This window comes from Bradyrhizobium sp. sBnM-33 (assembly GCF_032917945.1).
GTDB lineage: Bacteria > Pseudomonadota > Alphaproteobacteria > Rhizobiales > Xanthobacteraceae > Bradyrhizobium.
The window spans coordinates 7,222,006-7,244,396 of the sequence record NZ_CP136624.1 but is presented as its reverse complement, the minus strand read 5'-3'; the positions used below and the strand labels follow the sequence as shown (position 1 = coordinate 7,244,396).

Annotated in this window: 18 protein-coding genes; 16 read left to right on the top strand and 2 right to left on the bottom strand. The window is 62.6% G+C overall.

The genetic code is table 11. From position 1 onward, the window contains the following. Window positions 1-26 precede the first annotated feature (26 nt). The 5 genes from ntrB (at window position 27) to RX328_RS34030 (ending at window position 6,213) form a co-directional block, all read left to right on the top strand. Complete coding sequence (gene ntrB / locus RX328_RS34050; RefSeq protein ID WP_213249626.1) at window positions 27-944, top strand: nitrate ABC transporter permease; 918 nt, start codon at window positions 27-29, stop codon at window positions 942-944. Window positions 945-956: 12 nt separating this feature from the next. Then, window positions 957-1,751 (top strand): ABC transporter ATP-binding protein, encoded by a 795-nt coding sequence (locus tag RX328_RS34045; RefSeq protein ID WP_213249628.1) that lies wholly within the window; start codon window positions 957-959, stop codon window positions 1,749-1,751. Between the two features lie 88 nt (window positions 1,752-1,839). Continuing rightward, window positions 1,840-2,265 (top strand): globin family protein, encoded by a 426-nt coding sequence (locus tag RX328_RS34040; RefSeq protein ID WP_213249630.1) that lies wholly within the window; start codon window positions 1,840-1,842, stop codon window positions 2,263-2,265. A 44-nt stretch (window positions 2,266-2,309) separates the two neighbouring features. Continuing rightward, a complete protein-coding gene (locus RX328_RS34035) occupies window positions 2,310-3,494 on the top strand; it encodes an NAD(P)/FAD-dependent oxidoreductase (RefSeq protein WP_249726241.1) in 1,185 nt (394 codons plus the stop codon). Window positions 3,495-3,507: 13 nt separating this feature from the next. Continuing rightward, window positions 3,508-6,213 carry a nitrate reductase gene (locus tag RX328_RS34030; RefSeq protein ID WP_213249634.1) on the top strand — a complete coding sequence of 902 codons (2,706 nt, stop codon included), beginning with the start codon at window positions 3,508-3,510 and terminating at the stop codon, window positions 6,211-6,213. 107 nt (window positions 6,214-6,320) lie between these two features. On the opposite strand, the gene RX328_RS34025 is transcribed toward RX328_RS34030, so the two are convergent. Together RX328_RS34025 and RX328_RS34020 are read right to left on the bottom strand one after the other, a co-directional pair. Beyond that, window positions 6,321-7,250: a response regulator gene (locus RX328_RS34025; RefSeq protein ID WP_213249636.1), complete on the bottom strand. Its 930-nt coding sequence runs from the start codon at window positions 7,248-7,250 to the stop codon at window positions 6,321-6,323. Further along, the gene (locus RX328_RS34020; RefSeq protein ID WP_213249638.1) at window positions 7,240-10,611 is read right to left on the bottom strand and encodes an ATP-binding protein; all 3,372 of its coding nucleotides are present in this window, start codon (window positions 10,609-10,611) and stop codon (window positions 7,240-7,242) included. Before RX328_RS34020 ends, RX328_RS34025 begins: the two co-directional genes overlap by 11 nt. Before the next feature lie 172 nt (window positions 10,612-10,783). Between RX328_RS34020 and urtA the strand changes: the two genes are divergently transcribed. From urtA to RX328_RS33965, 11 genes are all read left to right on the top strand, one after another. Continuing rightward, entirely contained in the window at window positions 10,784-12,043 is a 1,260-nt protein-coding gene (gene urtA, locus RX328_RS34015; RefSeq protein WP_213249640.1) for an urea ABC transporter substrate-binding protein, read from the top strand. 120 nt (window positions 12,044-12,163) lie between these two features. After that, complete coding sequence (gene urtB / locus RX328_RS34010) at window positions 12,164-13,090, top strand: urea ABC transporter permease subunit UrtB (RefSeq protein WP_213249642.1); 927 nt, start codon at window positions 12,164-12,166, stop codon at window positions 13,088-13,090. Window positions 13,091-13,107: 17 nt separating this feature from the next. Beyond that, on the top strand, window positions 13,108-14,253 hold the full coding sequence (gene urtC / locus RX328_RS34005) for an urea ABC transporter permease subunit UrtC (RefSeq protein WP_249726225.1): 1,146 nt from the start codon (window positions 13,108-13,110) through the stop codon (window positions 14,251-14,253). Between the two features lie 67 nt (window positions 14,254-14,320). Then, complete coding sequence (urtD, locus tag RX328_RS34000; RefSeq protein ID WP_057843159.1) at window positions 14,321-15,076, top strand: urea ABC transporter ATP-binding protein UrtD; 756 nt, start codon at window positions 14,321-14,323, stop codon at window positions 15,074-15,076. 70 nt (window positions 15,077-15,146) lie between these two features. Continuing rightward, window positions 15,147-15,836: an urea ABC transporter ATP-binding subunit UrtE gene (urtE, locus tag RX328_RS33995; protein ID WP_213249644.1), complete on the top strand. Its 690-nt coding sequence runs from the start codon at window positions 15,147-15,149 to the stop codon at window positions 15,834-15,836. A 36-nt stretch (window positions 15,837-15,872) separates the two neighbouring features. After that, the gene (gene fmdA / locus RX328_RS33990) at window positions 15,873-17,102 is read left to right on the top strand and encodes a formamidase (RefSeq protein WP_213249646.1); all 1,230 of its coding nucleotides are present in this window, start codon (window positions 15,873-15,875) and stop codon (window positions 17,100-17,102) included. A gap of 97 nt (window positions 17,103-17,199) precedes the next feature. Then, the gene (locus tag RX328_RS33985) at window positions 17,200-17,547 is read left to right on the top strand and encodes an FmdB family zinc ribbon protein (RefSeq protein WP_213249648.1); all 348 of its coding nucleotides are present in this window, start codon (window positions 17,200-17,202) and stop codon (window positions 17,545-17,547) included. 252 nt (window positions 17,548-17,799) lie between these two features. Continuing rightward, entirely contained in the window at window positions 17,800-18,840 is a 1,041-nt protein-coding gene (locus RX328_RS33980) for an aliphatic amidase (RefSeq protein ID WP_213249650.1), read from the top strand. Between the two features lie 196 nt (window positions 18,841-19,036). Continuing rightward, window positions 19,037-19,879: an aldo/keto reductase gene (locus RX328_RS33975; RefSeq protein WP_213249652.1), complete on the top strand. Its 843-nt coding sequence runs from the start codon at window positions 19,037-19,039 to the stop codon at window positions 19,877-19,879. A gap of 369 nt (window positions 19,880-20,248) precedes the next feature. After that, window positions 20,249-21,193 (top strand): DMT family transporter, encoded by a 945-nt coding sequence (locus tag RX328_RS33970; protein ID WP_213249672.1) that lies wholly within the window; start codon window positions 20,249-20,251, stop codon window positions 21,191-21,193. 105 nt (window positions 21,194-21,298) lie between these two features. Continuing rightward, window positions 21,299-22,381: a zinc-binding dehydrogenase gene (locus RX328_RS33965; protein ID WP_213249654.1), complete on the top strand. Its 1,083-nt coding sequence runs from the start codon at window positions 21,299-21,301 to the stop codon at window positions 22,379-22,381. Window positions 22,382-22,391 lie beyond the last annotated feature (10 nt).

Here is a 22,391-nt window from a genome sequence, read left to right as displayed (position 1 = left end):
CATTGAAACACGGAGATACAACTTCAATGTCGATGCCTGCGATCAAAGCCGAAGCCACCGCGGTGGCCGTTCCGACCGCCTCGGGCACCTCGCCGAACACGGCGGCGCCAGTGGTGACGATGACGCCGAAGCGGGCGCCTCGTGCCGAGAAGTACATCAAGATGGCGAAAGAGGCTGCGGTGCGCGTCGTGCCGCCGCTGATCGTGCTCGCGCTGCTGATGCTATTCTGGGAACTGGTCTGCCGCCGCACCGGCTCGACGCTCCCGCCGCCGTCGAAAGTCTTCAAGGACACCAAGGAACTGATCTTCGATCCGTTCTTCGATAATGGCGGCATCGACAAGGGCCTGTTCTGGCACCTGTCTGCCTCACTCCAGCGCGTCGCCTATGGCTATTCGATTGCCGCCATCGTCGGCATCGCGCTCGGCACGCTGGTCGGGCAGTCGGTGTGGGCGATGCGTGGGCTCGATCCACTGTTTCAGGTGCTTCGCACCATTCCGCCGCTGGCGTGGCTGCCGCTGTCGCTCGCCGCATTCCGTGACGGTCAGCCGTCGGCGATTTTCGTCATCTTCATCACCTCGGTCTGGCCAATCATCATCAACACCGCAGTCGGCATACGCAACATCCCGCAGGACTATCGCAACGTCGCAGCCGTCGTGCAGCTCAATCCGCTGGAGTTCTTCGCCAAGATCATGATCCCGGCGGCGGCGCCCTACATCTTCACCGGCCTTCGCATCGGCATCGGCCTGTCCTGGCTGGCGATTGTGGCTGCAGAAATGCTGATCGGCGGCGTCGGCATCGGCTTCTTCATCTGGGACGCCTGGAATTCCTCGCACATCAGCGAAATCATCCTGGCGCTGTTCTATGTCGGCATCATCGGCTTCGTGCTCGACCGCGTGATCGCGGGACTGGCGAAGATCGTAACCCGCGGCACCGCCCTGAACTGAAGGACACATGTCATGCAGGCCTATCTGAAGCTCGACCACATCGACAAGACCTTCACCCGCGGCAACGCCACCACAGAGGTGCTGAAGGACATCAACCTGACGATCGAGAAGGGCGAATACGTCTCGATCATCGGTCATTCCGGCTGCGGCAAGTCCACGCTGCTCAACATCGTGGCTGGCCTCACCGACGCTACCAATGGCGGCGTGCTCTTGGAAAACCGCGAGGTCAATTCGCCGGGACCGGACCGCGCCGTAGTATTCCAGAACCACAGCCTGCTGCCGTGGCTGACGGTGTACGAAAACGTCAAGCTCGGCGTCGACAAGGTGTTTTCGTCAACCAAGAGCCGCGCCGAGCGCGACGCCTGGGTGATGCATAATCTCAATCTGGTGCAGATGGCGCACGCCAAGGACAAGCGCCCGTCGGAAATTTCCGGTGGCATGAAGCAGCGCGTCGGCATTGCCCGTGCGCTGGCGATGGAGCCGAAGGTGCTGTTGCTCGACGAGCCGTTCGGCGCGCTCGACGCGCTAACCCGCGCACATCTGCAGGACTCGGTGATGGCGCTGCACCAGAAGCTCGGCAACACCATCCTGATGATCACGCATGACGTCGACGAGGCCGTGCTGCTGTCGGACCGCATCGTGATGATGACCAACGGCCCGAGCGCGCGGATCGGCGAGGTGCTGGAGGTGCCGCTGGCGCGTCCGCGCAAGCGGCTCGAGCTCGCGACCAATCCCGGCTACCTCAAGTGCCGGCAGCGTGTGCTCGAGTTCCTCTACGAGCGGCATCGCTTCGTCGAGGCGGCGTAGCTGCCTCTCTTATTCGCGTGTTGGCGGTGAACTAATGTTCCCGCCGCACGACCAACTGGATTGCCCTTAACACGCGAGGAGAGTTTCGGTGAATCCAACACAAATCAATCTGGTTCAGGAGAGCTTCGCCAAAGTCGTGCCGATTTCAGAGCAGGCGGCCGTCATATTCTACGATCGTCTGTTCGAAGTCGCGCCAACGGTGAAGGCGATGTTTCCCACCGACATGAAAGAGCAGCGCAAGAAGCTGATGGCGACGCTGGCGGTGGTGGTGAACGGATTGAGCAATCTTGAATCCGTGCTGCCCGCTGCGAGTGCATTGGCAAAGCGCCATGTCAGCTATGGCGCCAAACCCGAGCATTATCCCGTCGTCGGCGGCGCATTGCTGTGGACGCTGGAGAAGGGACTTGGCGTGGCATGGACGCCCGAAGTCGCTGCGGCATGGACCGCAGCCTACGGCACACTGTCCGGTTTCATGATTTCCGAAGCCTACGGCCAGCCTTTGGTCGCGGAGTAAGGACGCAACACGTGAGTGAGCCGCTGGTCATCGTCGGCAATGGAATGGCCGCCGCGCGTCTGGTTGACGAGCTGGCGAAAATAGCGCTCGGGCGCTACGCCATCGCCGTGATCGGCGACGAACCGCGGCTCGCGTATAATCGCGTGTTGTTGTCATCGGTGCTGGCCGGCGAAACCACGTCGCAGGACATCGAGCTGCGGCCGGCGTCCTGGTGGCGCGATCGCGGCGTTACCTTGAAGTATGGTTGCGTGGCGACCGAGATCGATGTCGGCCGCCGTGAGCTCAAGATCGAGAACGACGAGAGCATTCCGTTTTCGAAACTGGTGCTGACCACCGGCTCGTCGCCGCTGCGGCTCAATATACCCGGCGCCGATCTCGCCGGCGTGCATACGTTTCGCGACAGCCGCGACGTCGATCTGCTGCTGACACTGGCCGCGCAGAAAAAGCGCGTGGTGGTGGTTGGCGGTGGACTGCTGGGCCTCGAGGCGGCCTATGGCCTCGCCAAGGCCGGCGCACCGGTGACACTGGTGCATCTGATGGACCGCCTGATGGAGCGTCAACTCGATGCGCCCGCGGCCGAACTTCTGAAATCGCTTGTCGAGCGCAAGGGCATCGAGATCCTGCTCAACGCCAACACCGCGCGCGTCCACGGCGAGAAGCGTGTCGAGAGCGTCGAACTGGCGGACGGACGTCGGATCGATGCCGACGCCGTGATCTTTGCCGCAGGCATTCGTCCGAATATCGCGCTGGCGAAGGAAGCCGGCATTGCCGTCAACCGCGGGATCGTGGTCGACGATGTCATGCAGACCGACGCGGCAGATGTCTTCGCGATCGGTGAGTGCGCCGAACATCGCGGCGTCTGCTACGGCTTGGTCGAGCCGGCCTATGAGCAGGCGAGGGTGCTGGCGCGGCATCTCGCGGGACGTGAGGCGGCCTATACCGGCAGCATCGTCGCAACCAATCTGAAAGTTTCCGGCGTCAGCGTGTTCTCCGCAGGCGATTTCATGGGCGGCGACGGCAGCGAGGCCATCGTGCTCTCCGACATTAACCACGGCACCTACAAGAAACTGGTGATCGCGGATGGGCGATTGACCGGCGCGGTGCTGATCGGCGATGTCGCCGACGCGCTCTGGTACCTCGAATTGATCCGCACGCGTCAGCCGACAGCCCGAATCCGTGGCGACATGATGTTCGGCCGCTCGCTCGCGATCCGTTCGGAAGCCGCATGATCCGGTTGCCTGCATGACCGTCGTCGATCCCGATCTCCGTGCTGTCAGCACCACCTGCGCCTATTGCGGGGTCGGTTGCGGCATTCTGGCGACGCCGGACGGGCGGGGCGGGGCGGGGATCTCAGGCGATGCCGAGCATCCCGCCAATTTCGGCCGGCTGTGCTCGAAGGGTTCGGCGCTTGGCGAGACGCTCGGGCTAGCGAACCGGCTGCTCTATCCAATGATCCGCTGCGGCAAAGGAACCATGGAGCGCGTGGCGTGGAGCGACGCGCTCGACCATGTCGCGCACCGTTTCCAGCACATTATCGCGCGCGACGGCCCGGGTGCGGTCGCCTTCTATCTATCCGGTCAGTTGCTGACGGAGGACTACTACGTCGCCAACAAGCTGATGAAGGGGTTTATCGGCAGCGCCAATGTCGACACCAATTCGCGGCTGTGCATGGCCTCGTCCGTCGCCGGCCACCGCCGCGCTTTTGGCGCCGACACCGTGCCGGGATGTTACGAGGATCTCGACGAGGCCGATTTGCTGGTGCTGGTCGGCTCCAACGCGGCCTGGTGCCATCCAGTGCTGTATCAGCGCATGCTCGTCAACAAGCAGAAGCGGGGCGCGCGTGTCATCGTGATCGATCCGCGGCGGACCGACACCGTCGGCGACGACGATCTGTTCCTCGGCCTGAAGCCAGGCACCGATACCGCGCTGTTCAGCGGCTTGCTGGTTTACCTCGCGGACAATGGCGCGCTCGACCGCGACTATATCGAACTCCACACCACCGGCTTCGACGGTGCCGTCGCCCGCGCACGCAGCATCGCGGGCAGCGTCGGCGCGACCGCACTGGCGACCGGCCTGTCCGAGCAGGACGTCGCGACGTTCTTCCAGATGTTTGCCAACACGCCGCGCGTCGTGACGCTCTATTCACAGGGCGTCAACCAGTCGGCGCAGGGCACCGACAAGGTCAACGCCATCCTCAATTGCCACCTCGCGACCGGGCGGATCGGCCTGCCGGGCGCGTCGCCGTTCTCGCTCACCGGGCAGCCCAATGCGATGGGCGGGCGTGAGGTCGGCGGGCTTGCCAACCAGTTGGCCGCCCATATGGGCTTCACGCCGCCGGATATCGACCGCGTGCGGCGGTTCTGGAAGGCGCCGCGCATCGCCACCCATGAGGGCTTGAAGGCGGTGCAGATGTTCGAGGCGATTGCGCGCGGCGAGATTAGGGCGTTGTGGGTGATGGGCACCAATCCGGCGGTCTCTCTGCCGAACGCCGATGGCGTTCGCGACGCGCTGAAGAAGCTCGATCTGTTCGTGGTTTCCGAGAACGTGATCTCCAACGACACGGTGGACGCGGGCGCGCATGTGCTGTTGCCGGCACAGGCCTGGGGCGAGAAATCCGGCACGGTGACCAACTCGGAGCGGCGCATCTCGCGGCAGCGCGCGTTTCTTACCCCGCCGGGCGAAGCCAAGCCGGATTGGTGGATCATGGGCGAGGTCGCCAGGCGCCTCGGCTTCGGCACGGCCTTCAGCTTCACCTCGGCGGCGAATATTTTTCGCGAGCATGCCGCGCTCTCGGCGTTCGAGAACGAAGGCGCGCGCGATTTCGACATAGGCGCGCTGCAATCGCTGTCGGACAGCGATTTCGACGCGATGGCGCCGGTGCAATGGCCGATACGGCAGGGCACCGAGCCGCAAGCGCGCTTCTTCGCCGAAGGCGGTTTCTTCGCCAACGATTTCAGAGCCCGTTTCATCGCGCCGGAAATTCCGGCGCTGCGAACTGAGATCAGCGCGGCGCGGCCGCTGCGGCTCAACACCGGCCGCATCCGCGACCAGTGGCACACCATGACCCGCACGGGCGAGAGCCCGCGGCTCGGCCAGCATCTGCCGGAGCCGTTCGTCGAGGTCCATCCGGACGACGCGGCAAAATACGGCGTCGCCGATGGCGATTTCGCGCGGGTCACGACCGATTACGGACAATGCACGCTCCGCGTTATGGTCAGCGAACGGCAGCAGCGCGGCATGCTGTTCGCGCCGATCCACTGGAGCGAGGCCAATGCGACCGGCGCGCGCGTCGGCTCGCTGGTGGCGCCCGTCACCGATCCGTTCTCCGGCCAGCCCGAGAACAAGGCGACGCCGGCCTCGATCACTCCCTATGAATATGTCTTCCGCGGCTTCGCGCTGTCGCGCAAGCCGCTCGAACTGCCCGCGCATGCCTGGGTGGCGCGCGTTGCTGTCAACGGCGGCCATGGCTACTTGTTCGCTGACAATGCCGATGTCGCCGGCTGGCAATCCTGGCTGAAATCTTTCGTTCGCAACGATCTCGCCGAATACAAGGATTTTGGCGGCGGCGTCTACCGCGCCGCATCCTTTGACGGCGACCGTATCGACACCTGCTTTTTCATCGGCCCGGCGCACGACGCTGGCGACTGGAACGTGGTCAAGAGCCTGTTTGCGGCGGATACGCTGGACCACGACCAGCGCCGCATGCTGCTGTCAGGCAAATCGGCCGACGGCCTCGCCAACACCGGCCCGATCGTCTGCGCCTGCTTCGGCGTCGGCCGCAACACGATCTGCGAGGCCATCGCGGCGGGGGCGTGTTCGGCGGCCGATATAGGCGCGAAGCTGAAGGCCGGCACCAATTGCGGCTCCTGCATTCCGGAATTGAAGCGCTTGATCGCGCACGCGGAGCCGAATGCCATGCCAGAGAAATTGGCCGTCGCGAACAGCTAGGCATGCTGGGTCCTCAGGCGTCATTGCGAGGAGCGAAGCGACGAAGCAATCCATGGCTCGGCGCGCGGAGCTATGGATTGCTTCGCTGCGCTCGCAATGACGGCACCTCACCCCTTCCTGTTCCTCGCATTCACGGCGATCGCCGCCGCCGCGGTGCGGTTCTCGACGCCGAGCTTGGAGTAGATCTGCTCGAGATGCTTGTCGACGGTGCGCGGCGAGAGTCCCAAGATTTGCGCGATGTCGCGGTTGGTCTTGCCCTTGGACAGCCACGACAGCACCTCGCCCTCGCGCGTCGTGAGGCCAAGTTCGCTGGAGAATTCCGATGGTGTATCCGCGCCGGAATCTCTCGCCAGCCGCAGCAGGAATTCGTTCGAGCCGAGCTTCCCCATATACTGCAGGCGAAGCTGCTCGTTGCCGGGTAACGCTGCCATGACGGTCGTCTTCGTGCCGGCCTTGCCCTTGCGCGCCTCATCGAGCCATTGCGGAATCGGGTCCGGCAGCACCACGTCGTCGTCGCCGCCGGCGGAAAGCGTGTCCGACAGCAGCTTTTGCGCCTGCGGCGTCGCCCACATGATCTTGCCCGCGGCATTCACCGCGAGCAGATAGCGGCCGGAGACGTCGAGTGCGGCGCGGGCGCTCTGGGTTAGCCGGGCGTTGGCGAGGTGAACGCGGATGCGCGCCAGCATCTCCTCGACCGCGATCGGTTTTGTTACATAGTCGACGCCGCCCGCCTCCAGCCCACGCACGATGTGCTCGGTTTCCGCAAGGCCCGTCATGAAGATGATCGGCACATGATCGAGCCCGGCGTCGCGCTTCAGCCGCCGGCAGGTCTCGAATCCATCCATCCCCGGCATCACGGCGTCGAGCAGCACGATGTCAGGCGTGATCTGGTCGATGATCCGCATGGCGGAAGCGCCGTCGAGTGCGACCATGACGGTCATGCCTGCGCCGTCGAGTGCGTCGGTCAAGAGCCGCAGCGTCTCCGGAGAGTCGTCGACGACGAGAGCGACGTCGCGCTTTTTTGGTTCAATGATCATAGCTGTGCAGGGTTTTGAGCGTCGCCATGTACTGATCGAGATCGAAGCGGTCGATCAATGCGCGCATTTGCGACACGAAGTCGGCGTGTTCAGGATAATCGCTGCCGATCTCGTCGAGCTTGACCTGGATCGCGCGGACGTAACCCAGTTGCCCGAGTCCGATCAGTTCCTCGACATGTTTTACTGGCGGCCGCGAGCCTGTCTCCGGCCTCCAATGTGGGGCAGGGACTTCGCCGGCCTCATACTGCCATTCGAGCTTCAGCAATTGCCGGATGGTTTCGAGCAGCTTCGGAATATCGATCGGCTTCATCAGGTAACCGTCGTGGAACGGTTGCGCCAACGGCGCGCCATGCGCTTCAAGCGCGCTCGCCGACACCATCAGCATACGGGCCTGGTGATGGCCGCTCGCGCGCAGCGTTTCTGCAGCCGTCCATCCGTCCATGCCGGCCATCGAGATGTCGAGCAGGAACAGATCAGGCCGGCAATGCTGCGCCAGGGCGAGGCAGCCGGGTCCATCGGGCGCGCTGAGCAGGATAAAGCCGAGCGGCGTGAGCACCTCGCGCAGGAGATCGCGGTGAGTGGGATCATCGTCGGTGATCAGTATCGTCTTGCGCGGCCCGTGGTAACCGAAGATCGGCGCCTGCACCGGCGCGATCCGCGTCGGATTGGTCACTTCCGACAGCAGGATTTTCACCCGAAACGTGCTGCCGCTACCGACCTCGCTCGTTACCCTGATGTCGCCGCCCATCACGCCGGCGAGGAGTCGGCTGATGGTCAATCCAAGCCCGGTGCCGGTCTGCGGCTGCGAGACGCCAAGCGCGCCGCGCTCGAACGGCGCAAAAATGCGTTCGAGGTCGTCGGGCTGGATGCCGGGGCCAGTATCGATGATCTCGAACTCCGCAACGGGGCTGCGGTAATGCACGACGAACTGCACGCTGCCGGTCTGCGTAAACTTCAGTGCATTCGACAGCAGGTTGATCAGAACCTGTCGCAGCCGTTTCTCATCGGCATAGACGACGAGCGGCAGCACCGAAGGCCGCTTGAAGATGAAGTCGATGCCCTTGGCAGCGGCCTGAACGCGAAACATCCCGACGAGCTGATCGAGAAATTCGCTCAGGCGGACCTCGTCGCGCGACAGATAAAGCCGGCCTGCTTCGATTTTGGAGATATCGAGGATGCCGTCGATCAGTCCTGACAAATGGTCGGCGCTGCGCCGGACCACCCGCACTTGGTCGCGGGGCTTTGCGGGGAGGTTGGAATCCTGCTCCAGCAATTGCGCATAGCCGCTGATGGCGTTCAGCGGCGAGCGCAGCTCGTGACTCAATCCCACCACATAGCGGCTCTTGGCGAGGTTGGCGGACTCCGCGACTTCCTTGGCGCGCTGCAACTCGGCATCGGTGCGCTTGTGCGCGTCGATTTCCTGGATCAACAGCGCCGTCTGCCGCCGCGTTTCCGCCTCCGCCGCACGGCGGCTCTCCTGCGCCAGCACGAAAAGCCACGCCACCACGCCGATGATGATGGTGAGCGCGAAGAACACCTTCCACAGCACGTCCGCCGGCGCAAAATCTCCGCTGGGAATCGTCGCCGAGGTCTGCAGATAGATCAGCCCCAGCGTCAGCCCGACGAGGCCGGCGGATACCGCGAACACGCCGAGATAATGCCCGAACTGCGAATTGATCCGCGTGTAGATCGCCTCCGGCAACAGTTTCCCTAGCATGTCCGAGACCTGCGCGCCGGCCCGCGCATGCGGCTTGCAGAGATCGTGGCAGCGCGCATCGAGCGTACAGCACAGCGAGCAGATCGGCCCGGCATAGGCGGGGCAGGAGGCCATGTCCTCCGGCTCGAACGAATGCTCGCAGATACAGCACTGAATCGATTCCAGGTTCTGCCAGCTCCGCTTCGGCTTTCGCGCGATGTAATATTTTCCGTCGGTCGCCCAGGCGATCAGCGGCGCGGCGATGAAAGCGACAGCGAGCGCGACGAAGGCGGACAGCGCCTTCGCCGTCGGCCCGAACAGGCCGTAGAACGCGCTGATCGAGACCACAGTGGCGATGGTCATGGCGCCGACGCCGACCGGATTGATGTCGTAGAGATGCGCGCGCTTGAACTCGATGTGTTGCGGCCGCAAGCCGAGCGGCTTATTGACGACGAGATCGGCGACCAGCGCGCCGACCCAGGCAATCGCCACGTTGGAGTAAAGCGCCAGCGTCTGCTCCAGCGCCTTGTAGACGCCGATCTCCATCAATAGCAGCGCCACCAAGACGTTGAAGACGAGCCACACCACACGGCCGGGATGGCTATGCGTCAGCCGCGAGAAGAAGTTCGACCAGGCGATCGAGCCGGCATAGGCGTTGGTGACGTTGATCTTGATCTGCGAGAGAATGACGAAGGTGCCGGTCAGCGCCAGCGCCATGTCCGGCTGCGACAGCACGTAACGGAACGCCTCGAGATACATATGCGCGGGCTCGGCGGCCTGCTCGCTGGAGACGCCATGGCTCAGCGCGAAGTAGGCGAGGAACGAGCCAAGGAGCAGCTTGAGCGCGCCGAAAATGATCCAGCCGGGGCCGGCGCTGAGCAGCGCAATCCACCACGACGTCCGCGACGTGCGGCGGTCGCGGGGCAGAAACCGCAGGAAGTCGACCTGCTCGCCGATCTGCGCAACAAGCGAAAACACCACCGAGGCGGCTGTGCCGAACAACAGGAGATCGAGATGGCCACCGGCGTCGCCGTGTTCGCCGGCGAACTTCCGCCATTCCGTGAACGATTGGGGATTGGCATAGGCGATCGCAACGAAGGGGAGAATGTGCAGGACGATCCAGAGCGGCTGTGTCCACAATTGAAAGCGGCTGATCAGCGTGATGCCGTAAGTCACCAGCGGGATGATGATGACGGAGCTGATGAGATAGCCGAGCGGCCGCGGGATGCCGAAGCACATCTCGAGCGCCGCAGCCATGATAACCGCCTCGATCGCGAAGAAAATGAAGGTGAAGGAAGCATAGATCAGCGAGGTGATGGTCGAGCCGATATAGCCGAAGCCGGCACCGCGGGTCAGCAGATCGATATCGATGCCGCATTTGGCGGCATGATAGGCAATCGGCAGGCCGCAGAGGAAGATGATGACGCTGACGACCAGGATGGCAACGGTGGCATTGATGGCGCCGTAATTCAGCGTAATGGTGCCGCCGATCGCCTCCAGGGCGAGAAAAGAGATCGCGCCAAGCGCGGTATTGGCGACGCGGGCGGCAGACCATCGCCGCGCGCTCTTGGCGGTGAAGCGGAGTGCGTAGTCTTCCAGCGTCTGGTTCGCGACCCATTGGTTATATTGGCGCCTTACGCGGTCTATCCGCTGCCGCCCTGCCACCTGCAACTCCTGCCCAGTTCGACCGACCCGCTTGGCCCAGCAAACTCCGTACCAGAAACCTACGTCGCTATTTTGCGGTGCAGTATACGCAATCCCACGTATCTGTGCAGTGCACAATTCTGGGCAATCCTCGCCTGACCAATAAGCGTTCTCGAACAAAAATGGGGTGCTCATGTCAGACGAACCAAACAGGGGCCTGCAGTCTCCGCTTCGCCGCAAACTGCTGATGGGCGCGGCGGCGCTGCCGCTCGTTTCGATCCTTCCTCGGCCCTCATTCGGGGCAGGTCCCGCAACCGCCACCGTCAACACCACGGGTCTCGCGGTCACCGATACGGAGGTCACCGTCGGCATCCTGCACTCGGCCACCGGCACGATGGCGATCTCGGAGACGGGTTCGATTCAGGCCGAAAAGCTCGCGATCGAGCAGATCAATGCCGCCGGCGGCGTGCTCGGGCGCAAGATCAAGTTCATCCAGGAAGACGGCGCCAGCGACTGGCCGACGTTTGCGGAAAAAGCCAAGAAGCTGCTCGTCAACGACAAGGTCGCGGCGATCATGGGCTGCTGGACTTCAGCCTCGCGCAAGGCGGTGCTGCCGGTGGTCGAGCAGTACAATGGCATGCTGTACTATCCGACCTTCTATGAAGGTCTCGAGCAATCCAAGAACGTCATCTACACCGGCCAGGAAGCGACCCAGCAGATCCTCGCCGGGTTGAACTGGATCGCCAAGGAGAAGGGCGCCAAATCGTTCTTCTTCATCGGTTCGGACTACATCTGGCCGCGCACCTCAAACAAGATCGCGCGCAAGCACGTCGAGAACGTGCTGAAGGGCAAGGTGGTCGGCGAAGAATATTACGCGCTCGGCAGCACCCAGTTCAATTCAGTGATCAACAAGATCAAGCTGACCAAGCCCGATGTCATCTTCACCGACGTGGTCGGCGGCTCCAACGTCGCCTTCTACAAGCAGCTTAAGGCGGCCGGCGTCGACCTGTCGAAACAGGCGCTCTTGACGATTTCGGTGACCGAAGACGAGATCGACGGCATCGGTGGCGAGAACATCGCGGGCGCCTATGCCTGCATGAAGTACTTCCAGTCGCTCGACAATGCCAACAACAAGACGTTCGTTCCCGCCTTCAAGAAGATGTGGGGCGAGAAGACCGTGATCGGCGACGTGACGCAGGCCGGCTATCTCGGCCCGTGGCTGTGGAAGTTAACCTGCGAGAAGGCCGGCAGCTTCGACGTCGACAAGATCGCAGCCGCTTCGCCCGGCGTGGAATTCAAGCAGGCGCCCGAAGGCTACGTGCGCATCCATGAAAACCATCACCTCTGGTCGAAGACCCGCGTCGGGCGCGCCAAGCTCGATGGTCAGTTCGAGCTGATCTTCGAGACCGCCGACCTGATCGAGCCCGATCCGTTCCCGAAGGGCTACCAATAAGCGCGGAGCCTTCCCGCAACTTTTCAACCGCTCCCTGGCGTGGACCGTCAATCCGCGCTTGACGACCCCGCGTCGCGAATTCTCTCGCGACGCGGGACCTTCCTCCGGCGGAGAAGTCAGATGTTCGGCGACTATTCGATTGGCGACCTGGGCTCCATCTTCGTCATGCAGGGCTTTGCGGGCCTGATCCTGTTTTCCGTCTACGTGTTGATGGCGCTCGGACTTGCCATCATCTTCGGCCAGATGGGCGTCATCAACATGGCGCATGGCGAGTTCATGATCCTAGGGGCCTACGTCACCTGGATGACGTCGAACTTATTCCAGAGCTATCTGCCAGGTCTTTTCAGCGGCTATTTCTTTCTCGCGATGATGCTGGCCTTCCTCGCCTCCGGCGCGCTTGGAATGGTGGTGGAGTGGGTGCTGATCCGTCATCTCTACAAGCGCCCGCTCGACACGCTGCTCGCCACATGGGGCCTCAGCCTGATACTGCAGCAGGCCTATCGCTCTGTCTTCGGCGCGCGCGAAGTCGGCGTCGAGCTGCCGCAGTGGATGCTGGGCTCGCTCAAGGTGACCGACAGCATCGAGGTGCCGATCAACGGCATCTTCGTGATGGGCCTCACCGTTTCGATCACGTGCGCGGTCGCTTACGTCATTTACAAGTCGCGCTGGGGCCGTCAGGTCCGCGCGGTCGTGCAGAACCGGATCATGGCCGGGGCCGTCGGCATCAATACCGAAAAAGTTGATCGCTACACCTACGGCCTCGGTTGCGGGATCGCCGGCATCGCCGGAAGCGCGTTCACCATGATCGGTTCGACCGGGCCCACGTCAGGCCAGCTCTATATCGTCGATACCTTCCTGGTGGTCGTGTTCGGCGGCGCCGCTAGCCTGCTCGGCACCATCGCTTCCGCCTTCTCGATCTCGCAGACCCAGTCGACGCTGGAGTTCTTCATGTCGGGCTCGATGGCCAAGGTGCTCACGCTTCTCGCCGTCGTCGGAATTCTGATGCTGCGGCCGCAGGGGCTGTTCGCCCTCAAGGTCCGCAAATAGCGAAAGCAGGCACGGTCATGATCATCAACTCGCGCTTCTTCAATCGATCCGAGCTCATTGGTTTCGTTGCACTGGGTCTGGTCCTGTTCGTGATCCTGCCGCTGTCGCTGGATGTGTTCCGTCTCAACCTGGTCGCGAAGTATCTGACTTACGCCTTTGTCGCGATCGGCCTCGTGCTGTGCTGGGGATATGGCGGCATCCTGAGCCTGGGGCAGGGCGTGTTCTTCGGCCTCGGCGGCTACTGCATGGCGATGTTCCTCAAGCTGGAGGCATCGAGCGTGGAGAACACCAAGATCCAGTCCACGCCCGGCATTCCGGATTTCATGGACTGGAATCAGATCACTGCGCTGCCGCTGTTCTGGCAGCCATTCCACAGTCTCACCTTCACCGTTCTCGCCATCATCCTGGTCCCAGGCCTCTTCGCCCTGATCATCGGCACGGCGATGTTCAAGCGCCGTGTCGGCGGCACCTATTTCGCGATCATCACCCAGGCCGTCGCCGCCATCCTGACCATTCTGATCGTCGGGCAGCAGGGCTACACCGGCGGCATCAACGGCATGACCGACCTGCGTACGCTGAAGGGATGGGACATCAGGCCGGACCACGCCAAGGTCATCCTTTATTTCTTTGAAGTGTTCCTGCTGTTCGGCTGCATCCTCATCGCGCAGTTCATCCGGCTGACAAAGCTTGGCCGCATCCTGGTGGCGATGCGCGAGCAGGAAGATCGCGTCCGCTTCTCCGGCTACAGCGTCGCCAACTTCAAGATTTTCGCCTTCTGCATGGCTGCGATCTTCGCCGCGATAGGGGGCGCCATGTTTGCGCTCAATGTCGGGTTCATGTCGCCGTCCTTTGTCGGCATCGTGCCGTCGATCGAAATGGTGATCTACACCGCAGTCGGCGGCCGGATGTCGATTTTCGGCGCGGTGTGGGGAGCGCTGCTGGTAAATTTTGCCAAAACCAGCCTTTCGGAATCATTCCCGCAGCTTTGGTTGTTCGGCCTCGGCGCGCTGTTCATCGCGGTCGTGCTGGCCTTCCCGAACGGTCTGTCGGGACTCTGGGCTGATTACGTTCAGCCGCGTATCGATCGGCTGTTGGCATGGCGCAAATCAAAGTCGGGCGCGTGGACCGGCAATTCCGTCGCCGACGGTGCACCGGCAGAGTGAGGAGGCAGACATGCTCATCGGTCATCTCGGTTGCCGATGCCACACTGGCGAAATGAGGAGATAGATCATGCTCATCGGTCACCAGCCCAAACCCTTCCTGCTCGCGGTCGAGGCCCTCACGGTGTCCTTCGACGGCTTCAAGGCGGTGAACAATCTTTCCTTCTATGTCGAGGAGAACGAGATCCGCGTCATCATCGGCCCCAACGGCGCCGGAAAGACCACGGTGCTCGACCTGATCTGCGGAAAGACCAAGGCGACCTCAGGCTCGATCCAGTTTCGCGGCAAGGAGCTGACGAAGCTGAAGGAGAACCAGATCGTGCAGACTGGCGTGGGGCGCAAGTTTCAGACCCCGTCAGTGTTCGAGGATCTGACGGTGTTCGAGAACCTGGAGATTTCCTATCCACGCGGCCGCACCGTGTTCGGCTCACTCGCCTTCCAGCGCGATGATGCCGTCAAACAGCGCATCGAGGAAGTCGCCGAGATGATCTTCCTGAAGGATCGTCTCGACACCTATGCCGATCAGCTCAGCCACGGTCAGAAGCAATGGCTCGAGATCGGCATGCTGCTGATCCAGGATCCGGAACTCCTGATGCTCGACGAGCCGGTCGCCGGCATGAGCGTCAGCGAGCGCGCCAAGACCGCCGAGCTCTTGAACCGCATCATCAAGGATCGCTCAGTGCTCGTCATCGAGCACGACATGAAATTCGTCGAGGACATCGCCCACAAGGTCACGGTGCTGCACCAGGGCCAGATCCTGTCGGAGGGCACGATGGAGAAGGTGAAGAACGATCCGAAAGTGATCGAAGTTTACCTGGGACATTAGCACATGATCCCGGAAAGTGGCGTCCGGTTTCCGGACAAGATCATGCGCAGGAACTAAAGGGAGCACGTTCATGCTGGCTATTTCGAATCTTCACGTCGCCTACGGCCAGAGCGAAGTGCTGCACGGGCTCGATGTATCCGTCGCGCCCAACGAGATCGTTGCGATCATGGGCCGCAACGGCATGGGCAAGACCACGCTGATGAAGTCGCTGATGGGCATCGTGCCGTCCAAGAGCGGCTCGGTGAGCATGGAAGGCACCGAGCTCAGCACGCTGCCGAGCTACGAGCGCGTCGCCAAGGGTCTCGCCTACGTGCCGCAGGGCCGCATGATCTTTTCGACCATGACGGTGAAGGAGAACATCGAGACCGGCCTCGTGGTGTCGGGCGGCTCGGAGGTGCCCGAGGACATCTACGAATTATTCCCGGTGCTGCTGGAGATGAAAGGCCGCCGCGGCGGCAATCTTTCCGGCGGCCAGCAACAGCAGCTCGCGATCGCCCGCGCGCTCGCCACCAAGCCAAAAGTGCTGCTGCTGGACGAACCGACCGAGGGTATCCAGCCGTCGATCATCAAGGACATGGCGCGCACCCTGAAGCGCATCCGCGACGAGCGCGGCCTGTCGATCGTAGTCTCCGAACAGGTGTTGAGCTTTGCGCTCGACATTGCCGACCGCGTGCTGGTCATCGAGAACGGCGAGATCGTCCGCGACGAGCCGCGCGACAGCGTCGATGCCGCGCAAGTCTCGAAATTCCTGTCCGTGTAAACCCGCAAACCGTGCTGTCTAAAAGGGGAGCTATCGATGCCAGAGACACTGATCAAGGTCGATCTTTCGAAATCGGCCTACGACAACGACATGATTCACAACCGCTGGCATCCCGATATTCCGATCGTCGCGTGGGTCAATCCGGGCGACGATTTCATCATCGAGACCTATGACTGGACCGGCGGTTTCATCAAGAACAACGATTCCGCTGATGACGTCCGGGACATCGACCTCTCGATCGTGCACTTCCTGTCCGGCCCGATCGGCGTCAAGGGCGCCGAGCCCGGTGATCTCTTGGTGGTCGACTTGCTCGACGTCGGTCCGCTGAAGGAGAGTCTCTGGGGCTTTAACGGCTTCTTCTCCAAGCAGAACGGCGGCGGCTTCCTGACCGACCATTTCCCGCTGGCGCAGAAATCGATCTGGGACATCAAGGGTCTCTACACCTCGTCGCGCCATATCCCGGGCGTGAACTTTGCAGGCCTGATCCATCCCGGCCTGATCGGCTGTCTGCCGGACCCGAAATTGCTGGCGACCTGGAACGAGCGCGAGACGGCGCTGATCGCGACCAACCCGACACGTGTGCCGGGCCTCGCCAATCCGCCGTTCGCCGCGACCGCGCATGCCGGCCGCGCCAAGGGCGACGCCAAGGCCAAGGTCGGCGCGGAAGGCGCTCGCACCGTGCCGCCGCGTGAGCATGGCGGTAATTGCGACATCAAGGATCTGTCGCGCGGCTCGAAAATCTTCTTCCCGGTCTATGTGCCGGGCGGCGGGCTCTCGATGGGTGATTTGCACTTCAGCCAGGGCGACGGCGAGATCACGTTCTGCGGTGCCATCGAAATGGCCGGCTGGCTGCATCTGAAGGTCGATATCATCAAGGATGGCGTCGCCAAATACGGGATCAAGAATCCCGTGTTCAAGCCGTCGCCGATCACGCCGAACTACAAGGACTATCTGATCTTCGAGGGCATCTCGGTCGACGAGGCCGGCAAGCAGCATTACCTCGACGTCCACATCGCCTATCGCCAGGCGTGTTTGAACGCGATCGAATATCTGAAGAAGTTCGGTTATTCCGGCGCGCAGGCCTATTCGATCCTCGGCACCGCGCCGTGCCAGGGCCACATCTCCGGCGTGGTCGACGTGCCGAACGCCTGCGCCACGCTGTGGCTGCCGACGGAGATTTTTGACTTCGACATCATGCCCTCATCGGCCGGGCCGATCAAACACATCACCGGCGACATCCAGATGCCGATCTCGCCGGACAAGTGATCTCCGCGCGAGAAGGATGCGGGACGGCGCCGCGTGTCACGCCGCCCCGCATCCGTCATCGCGAAATTCTCTTCTAATATTAGCGCGAGCAAAGCAAATGCCCGTCTACGAATATCTCTGCAACCATTGCGGCCCGTTCACGGACATGCGGCCGATGGCCGAATGCGACGATCCGCAGGACTGCCCGAATTGCGAAAACGAATCGCCGCGCGTGATCCTGACCGCGCCGGCGTTCTTCTGCATGCCATCGGACAAGCGGAAAGCGATTGCCACCAACGAGCGCAGCGCGAATGCGCCGAAGACATCAGCGGAATACAAGACTTCGCATGGTCCCGGCTGCGGTTGCTGTTCAACCGGCAAGAAGAAACCGGCCCGGCTCATGACCAGGACGAAGAGCGGCGCCAAAGGCTTTCCGACCGCGCGACCCTGGATGATCAGCCACTAAAGCATGATGAAATTAGATTTGATTGCGACCACGAAGAAGGTGCGCTCCCTCTCCCGCTTGCGGGGGAGGGTTGGGGTGGGGGTGTCTCCGCGGGCGACACTGCCCGAGTGGAGAGAGCCCCCACCCGGCGCTTCGCGCCGACCTCCCCCGCAAGCGGGAGAGGTAAAGCGCGTCCGCGGCTAAACTCATCCAACCAAAATCATCATGCTCTAGCGATCCCTGAAAACCCAAACCAGAACAAGAGGCGATCCAATGCTCCACGGTGACATTTCCTCCAGCAACGACACGGTCGGCGTCGCCGTCGTCAATTACAAAATGCCACGGCTGCACACCAAGGCCGAGGTACTCGATAACGCGCGCAAGATCGCCGACATGATCGTGGGCATGAAGCTCGGCCTGCCGGGCATGGATCTCGTGATCTTCCCGGAATATTCCACCCACGGCATCATGTACGACTCCAAGGAGATGTACGAGACCGCCTCGCAGGTCCCTGGCGATGAGACGGAAATTTTCGCTGCCGCCTGCCGCAAGGCAAAAGTCTGGGGCGTGTTCTCGCTCACCGGCGAGCGCCACGAGGAGCACCCGCACAAGGCGCCGTATAACACCCTGATCCTGATGAACGACAAGGGCGAGATCATCCAGAAATACCGCAAGATCATGCCGTGGGTGCCGATCGAAGGCTGGTATCCCGGCAATTGCACCTATGTCTCCGATGGCCCGAAAGGCCTCAAGGTCAGCCTGATCATTTGCGATGACGGCAACTTTCCGGAGATCTGGCGCGACTGCGCCATGAAGGGCGCCGAGTTGATCGTGCGCTGCCAGGGTTACATGTATCCCGCCAAGGAACAGCAGATCCTGATTTCCAAGGCGATGGCCTGGGCCAACAATGTCTATGTCGCGGTCGCCAACGCTGCAGGCTTTGACGGCGTCTACTCCTATTTCGGTCACTCCGCAATCATCGGCTTCGACGGCCGTACGCTCGGCGAGACCGGAGAGGAAGAGTACGGCATTCAGTACGCGGGATTATCGAAGAGCCTGATCCGCGACGCGCGCCGCAACGGCCAGTCGCAGAACCATCTCTTCAAGCTGCTGCACCGCGGCTATACCGGCATGATCAATTCCGGCGAAGGCGCGCGCGGCGTCGCGGCCTGTCCCTACGATTTCTATGCGAAGTGGGTCGCCGATCCCGAAGGGACGCGCGAAATGGTCGAGGCGATGACGCGACCAACGGTCGGCACCGACGAATGCCCGATCGAAGGGATCCCGAACGAGGTAACGGCGAGTAATTATTGAACCTGCATCGTCCCCGCTGTCATCGCCCGGCTTGACGGGGCGATCCAGCGCGCCGCGGCCCATCGATTGAACATAGCCGTCTCTGGAATACTGGATCACCCGTTTTCGCGGGTGATGACGGCGTGAGGGTTCCGAGAGACTTTCACGGCATGGTCGTCTAGAATCGCCTCACGCGAATTGTTCAGACGAGGCGAACTTGCAAACCAGAAAATTCGGCACCAATAACCCGGCAGTCTCCGTGATCGGGCAAGGCACCTGGTATCTCGACCGCAGCGACCGGAAGGCGGCGATCGCAGCACTCCGCCGCGGCATCGAAGCCGGCATGACCCATATAGATACCGCCGAAATGTATGGCGATGCGGAACCCGTGATCGCTGACGCGATCGCGGGACTGCCGCGCGAAAAACTCTTCCTGGTCTCAAAAGTGTTGCCGAGCAACGCCTCGCGCCGCGGCACCATCACCGCCTGCGAGCGCTCGCTGAAGCGGCTGAGGACGGATCATCTCGACTGCTATCTCCTGCACTGGCGCGGCTCCTATCCGTTCGAGGAGACGGTGGCGGCGTTCGAGGAACTGGTGAGAAGCGGAAAGATCCGGTCCTGGGGCGTCAGCAATTTCGATTCAGATGATCTCGACGAACTGCTCGATGTCGCAGGCGAGGGCAAGGTCGCCTGCAACCAGGTGCTCTATCATCTGCAGGAACGCGCGATCGAGCACGCCGTGATTCCGTGGTGCGAGAAGCATGGCGTCGCCGTCGTCGCCTATTCGCCGTTCGGCCACGATGCCTTTCCGTCGCCGCGCAAAAAGGGCGGCGAGGTGCTGCAGGCGATCGCGGACGCGCACAAGGCAACCCCGCGCCAAGTCGCGCTGGCGTTTCTCACGCGCACGGCTTCGGTGCTCGCAATTCCGAAAGCCTCAAGCGCGGAACACGCCGCCGAGAACGCCGCCGCCAGCGATCTGAAGCTGAGCGATGCGGAGATCGCCGCGCTCGATAAGGCCTTTCCGCGCGGGCCCAAACCGCGGGGCCTGCCGATGCTCTAGCCTCTCCCTCTCCCCGCCCTTCGCGGGGAGAGGGTCGAGGTGAGGGGCTCTCACCGCGAATGCTGCGGCTTGTTGATAGACCTGTATCCCCTCACCCGGATTGCTTCGCAATCCGACCTCTCCCCGCAAGTGGGGCGAGGTTGAAGAAGAGCGTGCGGCCATCATCGACGCGATCACTGCGCCGCGGAACACGGTCCTTAACAAAATATTGCCATCGCGCCGTCTGCGCATATCCGCATCCTGTTTTCGGACCTAGTCGCGCCGGGCGAATTGGTGTTTTTTACAACCTCGCCCGATTCGAAAATTGCTGCCTTCGAGATTGCCGTGACACCGCCCCCCGCCGCAGCCGCGAGGCTGGACAGCGCCCATCTGCCTTTGCCCGAAAAGAACTCCACCGTCCGCAAGGCGCCTGCGCGCGCCGATCGGCCGTTCAAGGGCATCGCGCTGGTGCTGGCCTCGACGATTTTTCTCGGTACTTCCGACGTGACGGCGAAATATCTGTCGGCGACGCTGCCCTCGATCGAGATCGCCTGGATCCGCTTCCTGGTGTTCGCGATGATCATGACGCCGGCGATGCTGCCGGGTTCCCCGCTGTACGCGCTGCAGACCAAACGCCGCGGCCTGCATCTGCTGCGCGGCGCGGCGCTGTTGGGCTCGTCGCTGTTCTTCATCTCCGGCCTGCGGTTTCTTCCCATTGCGGAGGCCTCCGCCACCGGCTTCGTCGCGCCGCTGTTCGTCACCGCGTTGTCGATCATCTTTCTCGGCGAGAAGGTCGGCTTGCGCCGCTGGATCGCGACCGGCGTCGGCCTGGTCGGCGTGCTGATCATCCTGCGTCCCGGCACCGGCGCGTTTCACCCCGCGGCGTTCTTTCCGTTGGTCTCGGCGCTGGCCTGGGCCTGCACGCTGATCATGACGCGGATGATGAGCGGCACCGAGCGCGCCATCACCACCATGACCTATTCGTCGATCGCGGGCCTTCTCATTCTTTCCGCGCTGGTGCCGTTCGTCTGGGTGACGCCGACCTGGCACGACATCGCCTTCGGTATCCTGATCGGCGTTGCCTCGACCGCGGGGCAGTGGATCGTGGTGCTGGCGTTCCGCTACGCCGACGCCTCCGTGTTGGCGCCGTTCTCCTACACGCAATTGCTGTGGGTCAGCCTGCTCGGCTTCTTCATCTTCGGCGAAGTCCCGGATGCCTACACCATCACCGGCGCCGCCTTCATCGTGGCCTCAGGTCTCTACACCGCCCATCGCGAGCGGGTCCGCCGGTCGCAGCTTCTGACCGTCTCGGGCGAGTCGTCGCCGAACGCCTGATCCGGGCCGCCGACAAGAAGGCACCAATTCCTGGCGCATCGGTTCTGATTTCAATCAGAGCCGATAATACTCTAAGGTGAGCAAAAATCACCGGGAGGATCCTTCGTGCGCGCAGCCATTTTCCGCAACGGGGAAATTGTCGTCGACGAGATGCCGGAGCCGAAACCCGGTGCCGGGCAGGTGCTGGTGAAGTCGCTGGCCTGCGGCATCTGCGGCTCCGACCTGCACGCGCGCAAGCATGCGCACCGCATGGTGGAGCTGGCGAAACATTTCCCCGGCCGCAAGCCGATGGACCTTTCGCGCGACGTCGTGTTCGGCCATGAATTCTGCTGCGAGGTACTGGACTATGGTCCTGGCACCACGGGCAAGTTCAAGGCGGGCACCAAGGTTTGCTCGCTGCCGGCGCTGCTGAGCCCGGAAGGCCCGAAGGGCATCGGCTATTCCAACGATAATGTCGGCGCCTATGCCGAGCGCCTGCTGCTCAGCGAAGCCTTGTTGCTCGAAGTCCCGAATGGCCTTGCCGCCCAACACGCCGCACTGACCGAGCCTCTGGCCGTTGGTGTACACGCCGTCGCGAAAGCCAACATCAGAGGCGACGAGGTGCCGCTGGTGATCGGCTGCGGCCCGGTCGGGCTCGCCGTCATCGCGGCGCTGAAGATCAGGGGATTGCACCCGATCATTGCTGCGGATTACTCGCCGGCACGCCGCGCGCTCGCCGAGAAGCTCGGCGCCGACGTCGTCGTCGATCCGGCGCGCTCGCAGCCCTACGCGACCTGGGCCGAGCACGCCCAGATGTCGTCGGAGGAAAAGACGGCGCGCCCGCTGCTGCAGGCGTTGTTGCCGGCGCTGAAGCCAGCATTGATTTTCGAATGCGTCGGCGTGCCCGGCCTGATCCAACAGGTGTTCGAGGGCGCGCCGCGCGATGCCCGCATCGTCGTGGTCGGCGTCTGCATGGAGACCGACCGCTTCGAGCCGATGCTCGGCATCATGAAGGAACTCAACGTTCAGTACGTGCTGGGCTACACGCCCGAGGAGTTCGCCTATTCGCTCCGCCTGATCGCGGAAGGGCAGGTGGATGCGGCGTCGATGGTCACCGCCACCGTCGGCATCGACGGCGTCGCCAAGGCCTTCGCCGATCTCGCCAACCCGGAAGTGCACACCAAGATCATCGTCGAGCCCTGGCGGTGAGGGAAGCGTA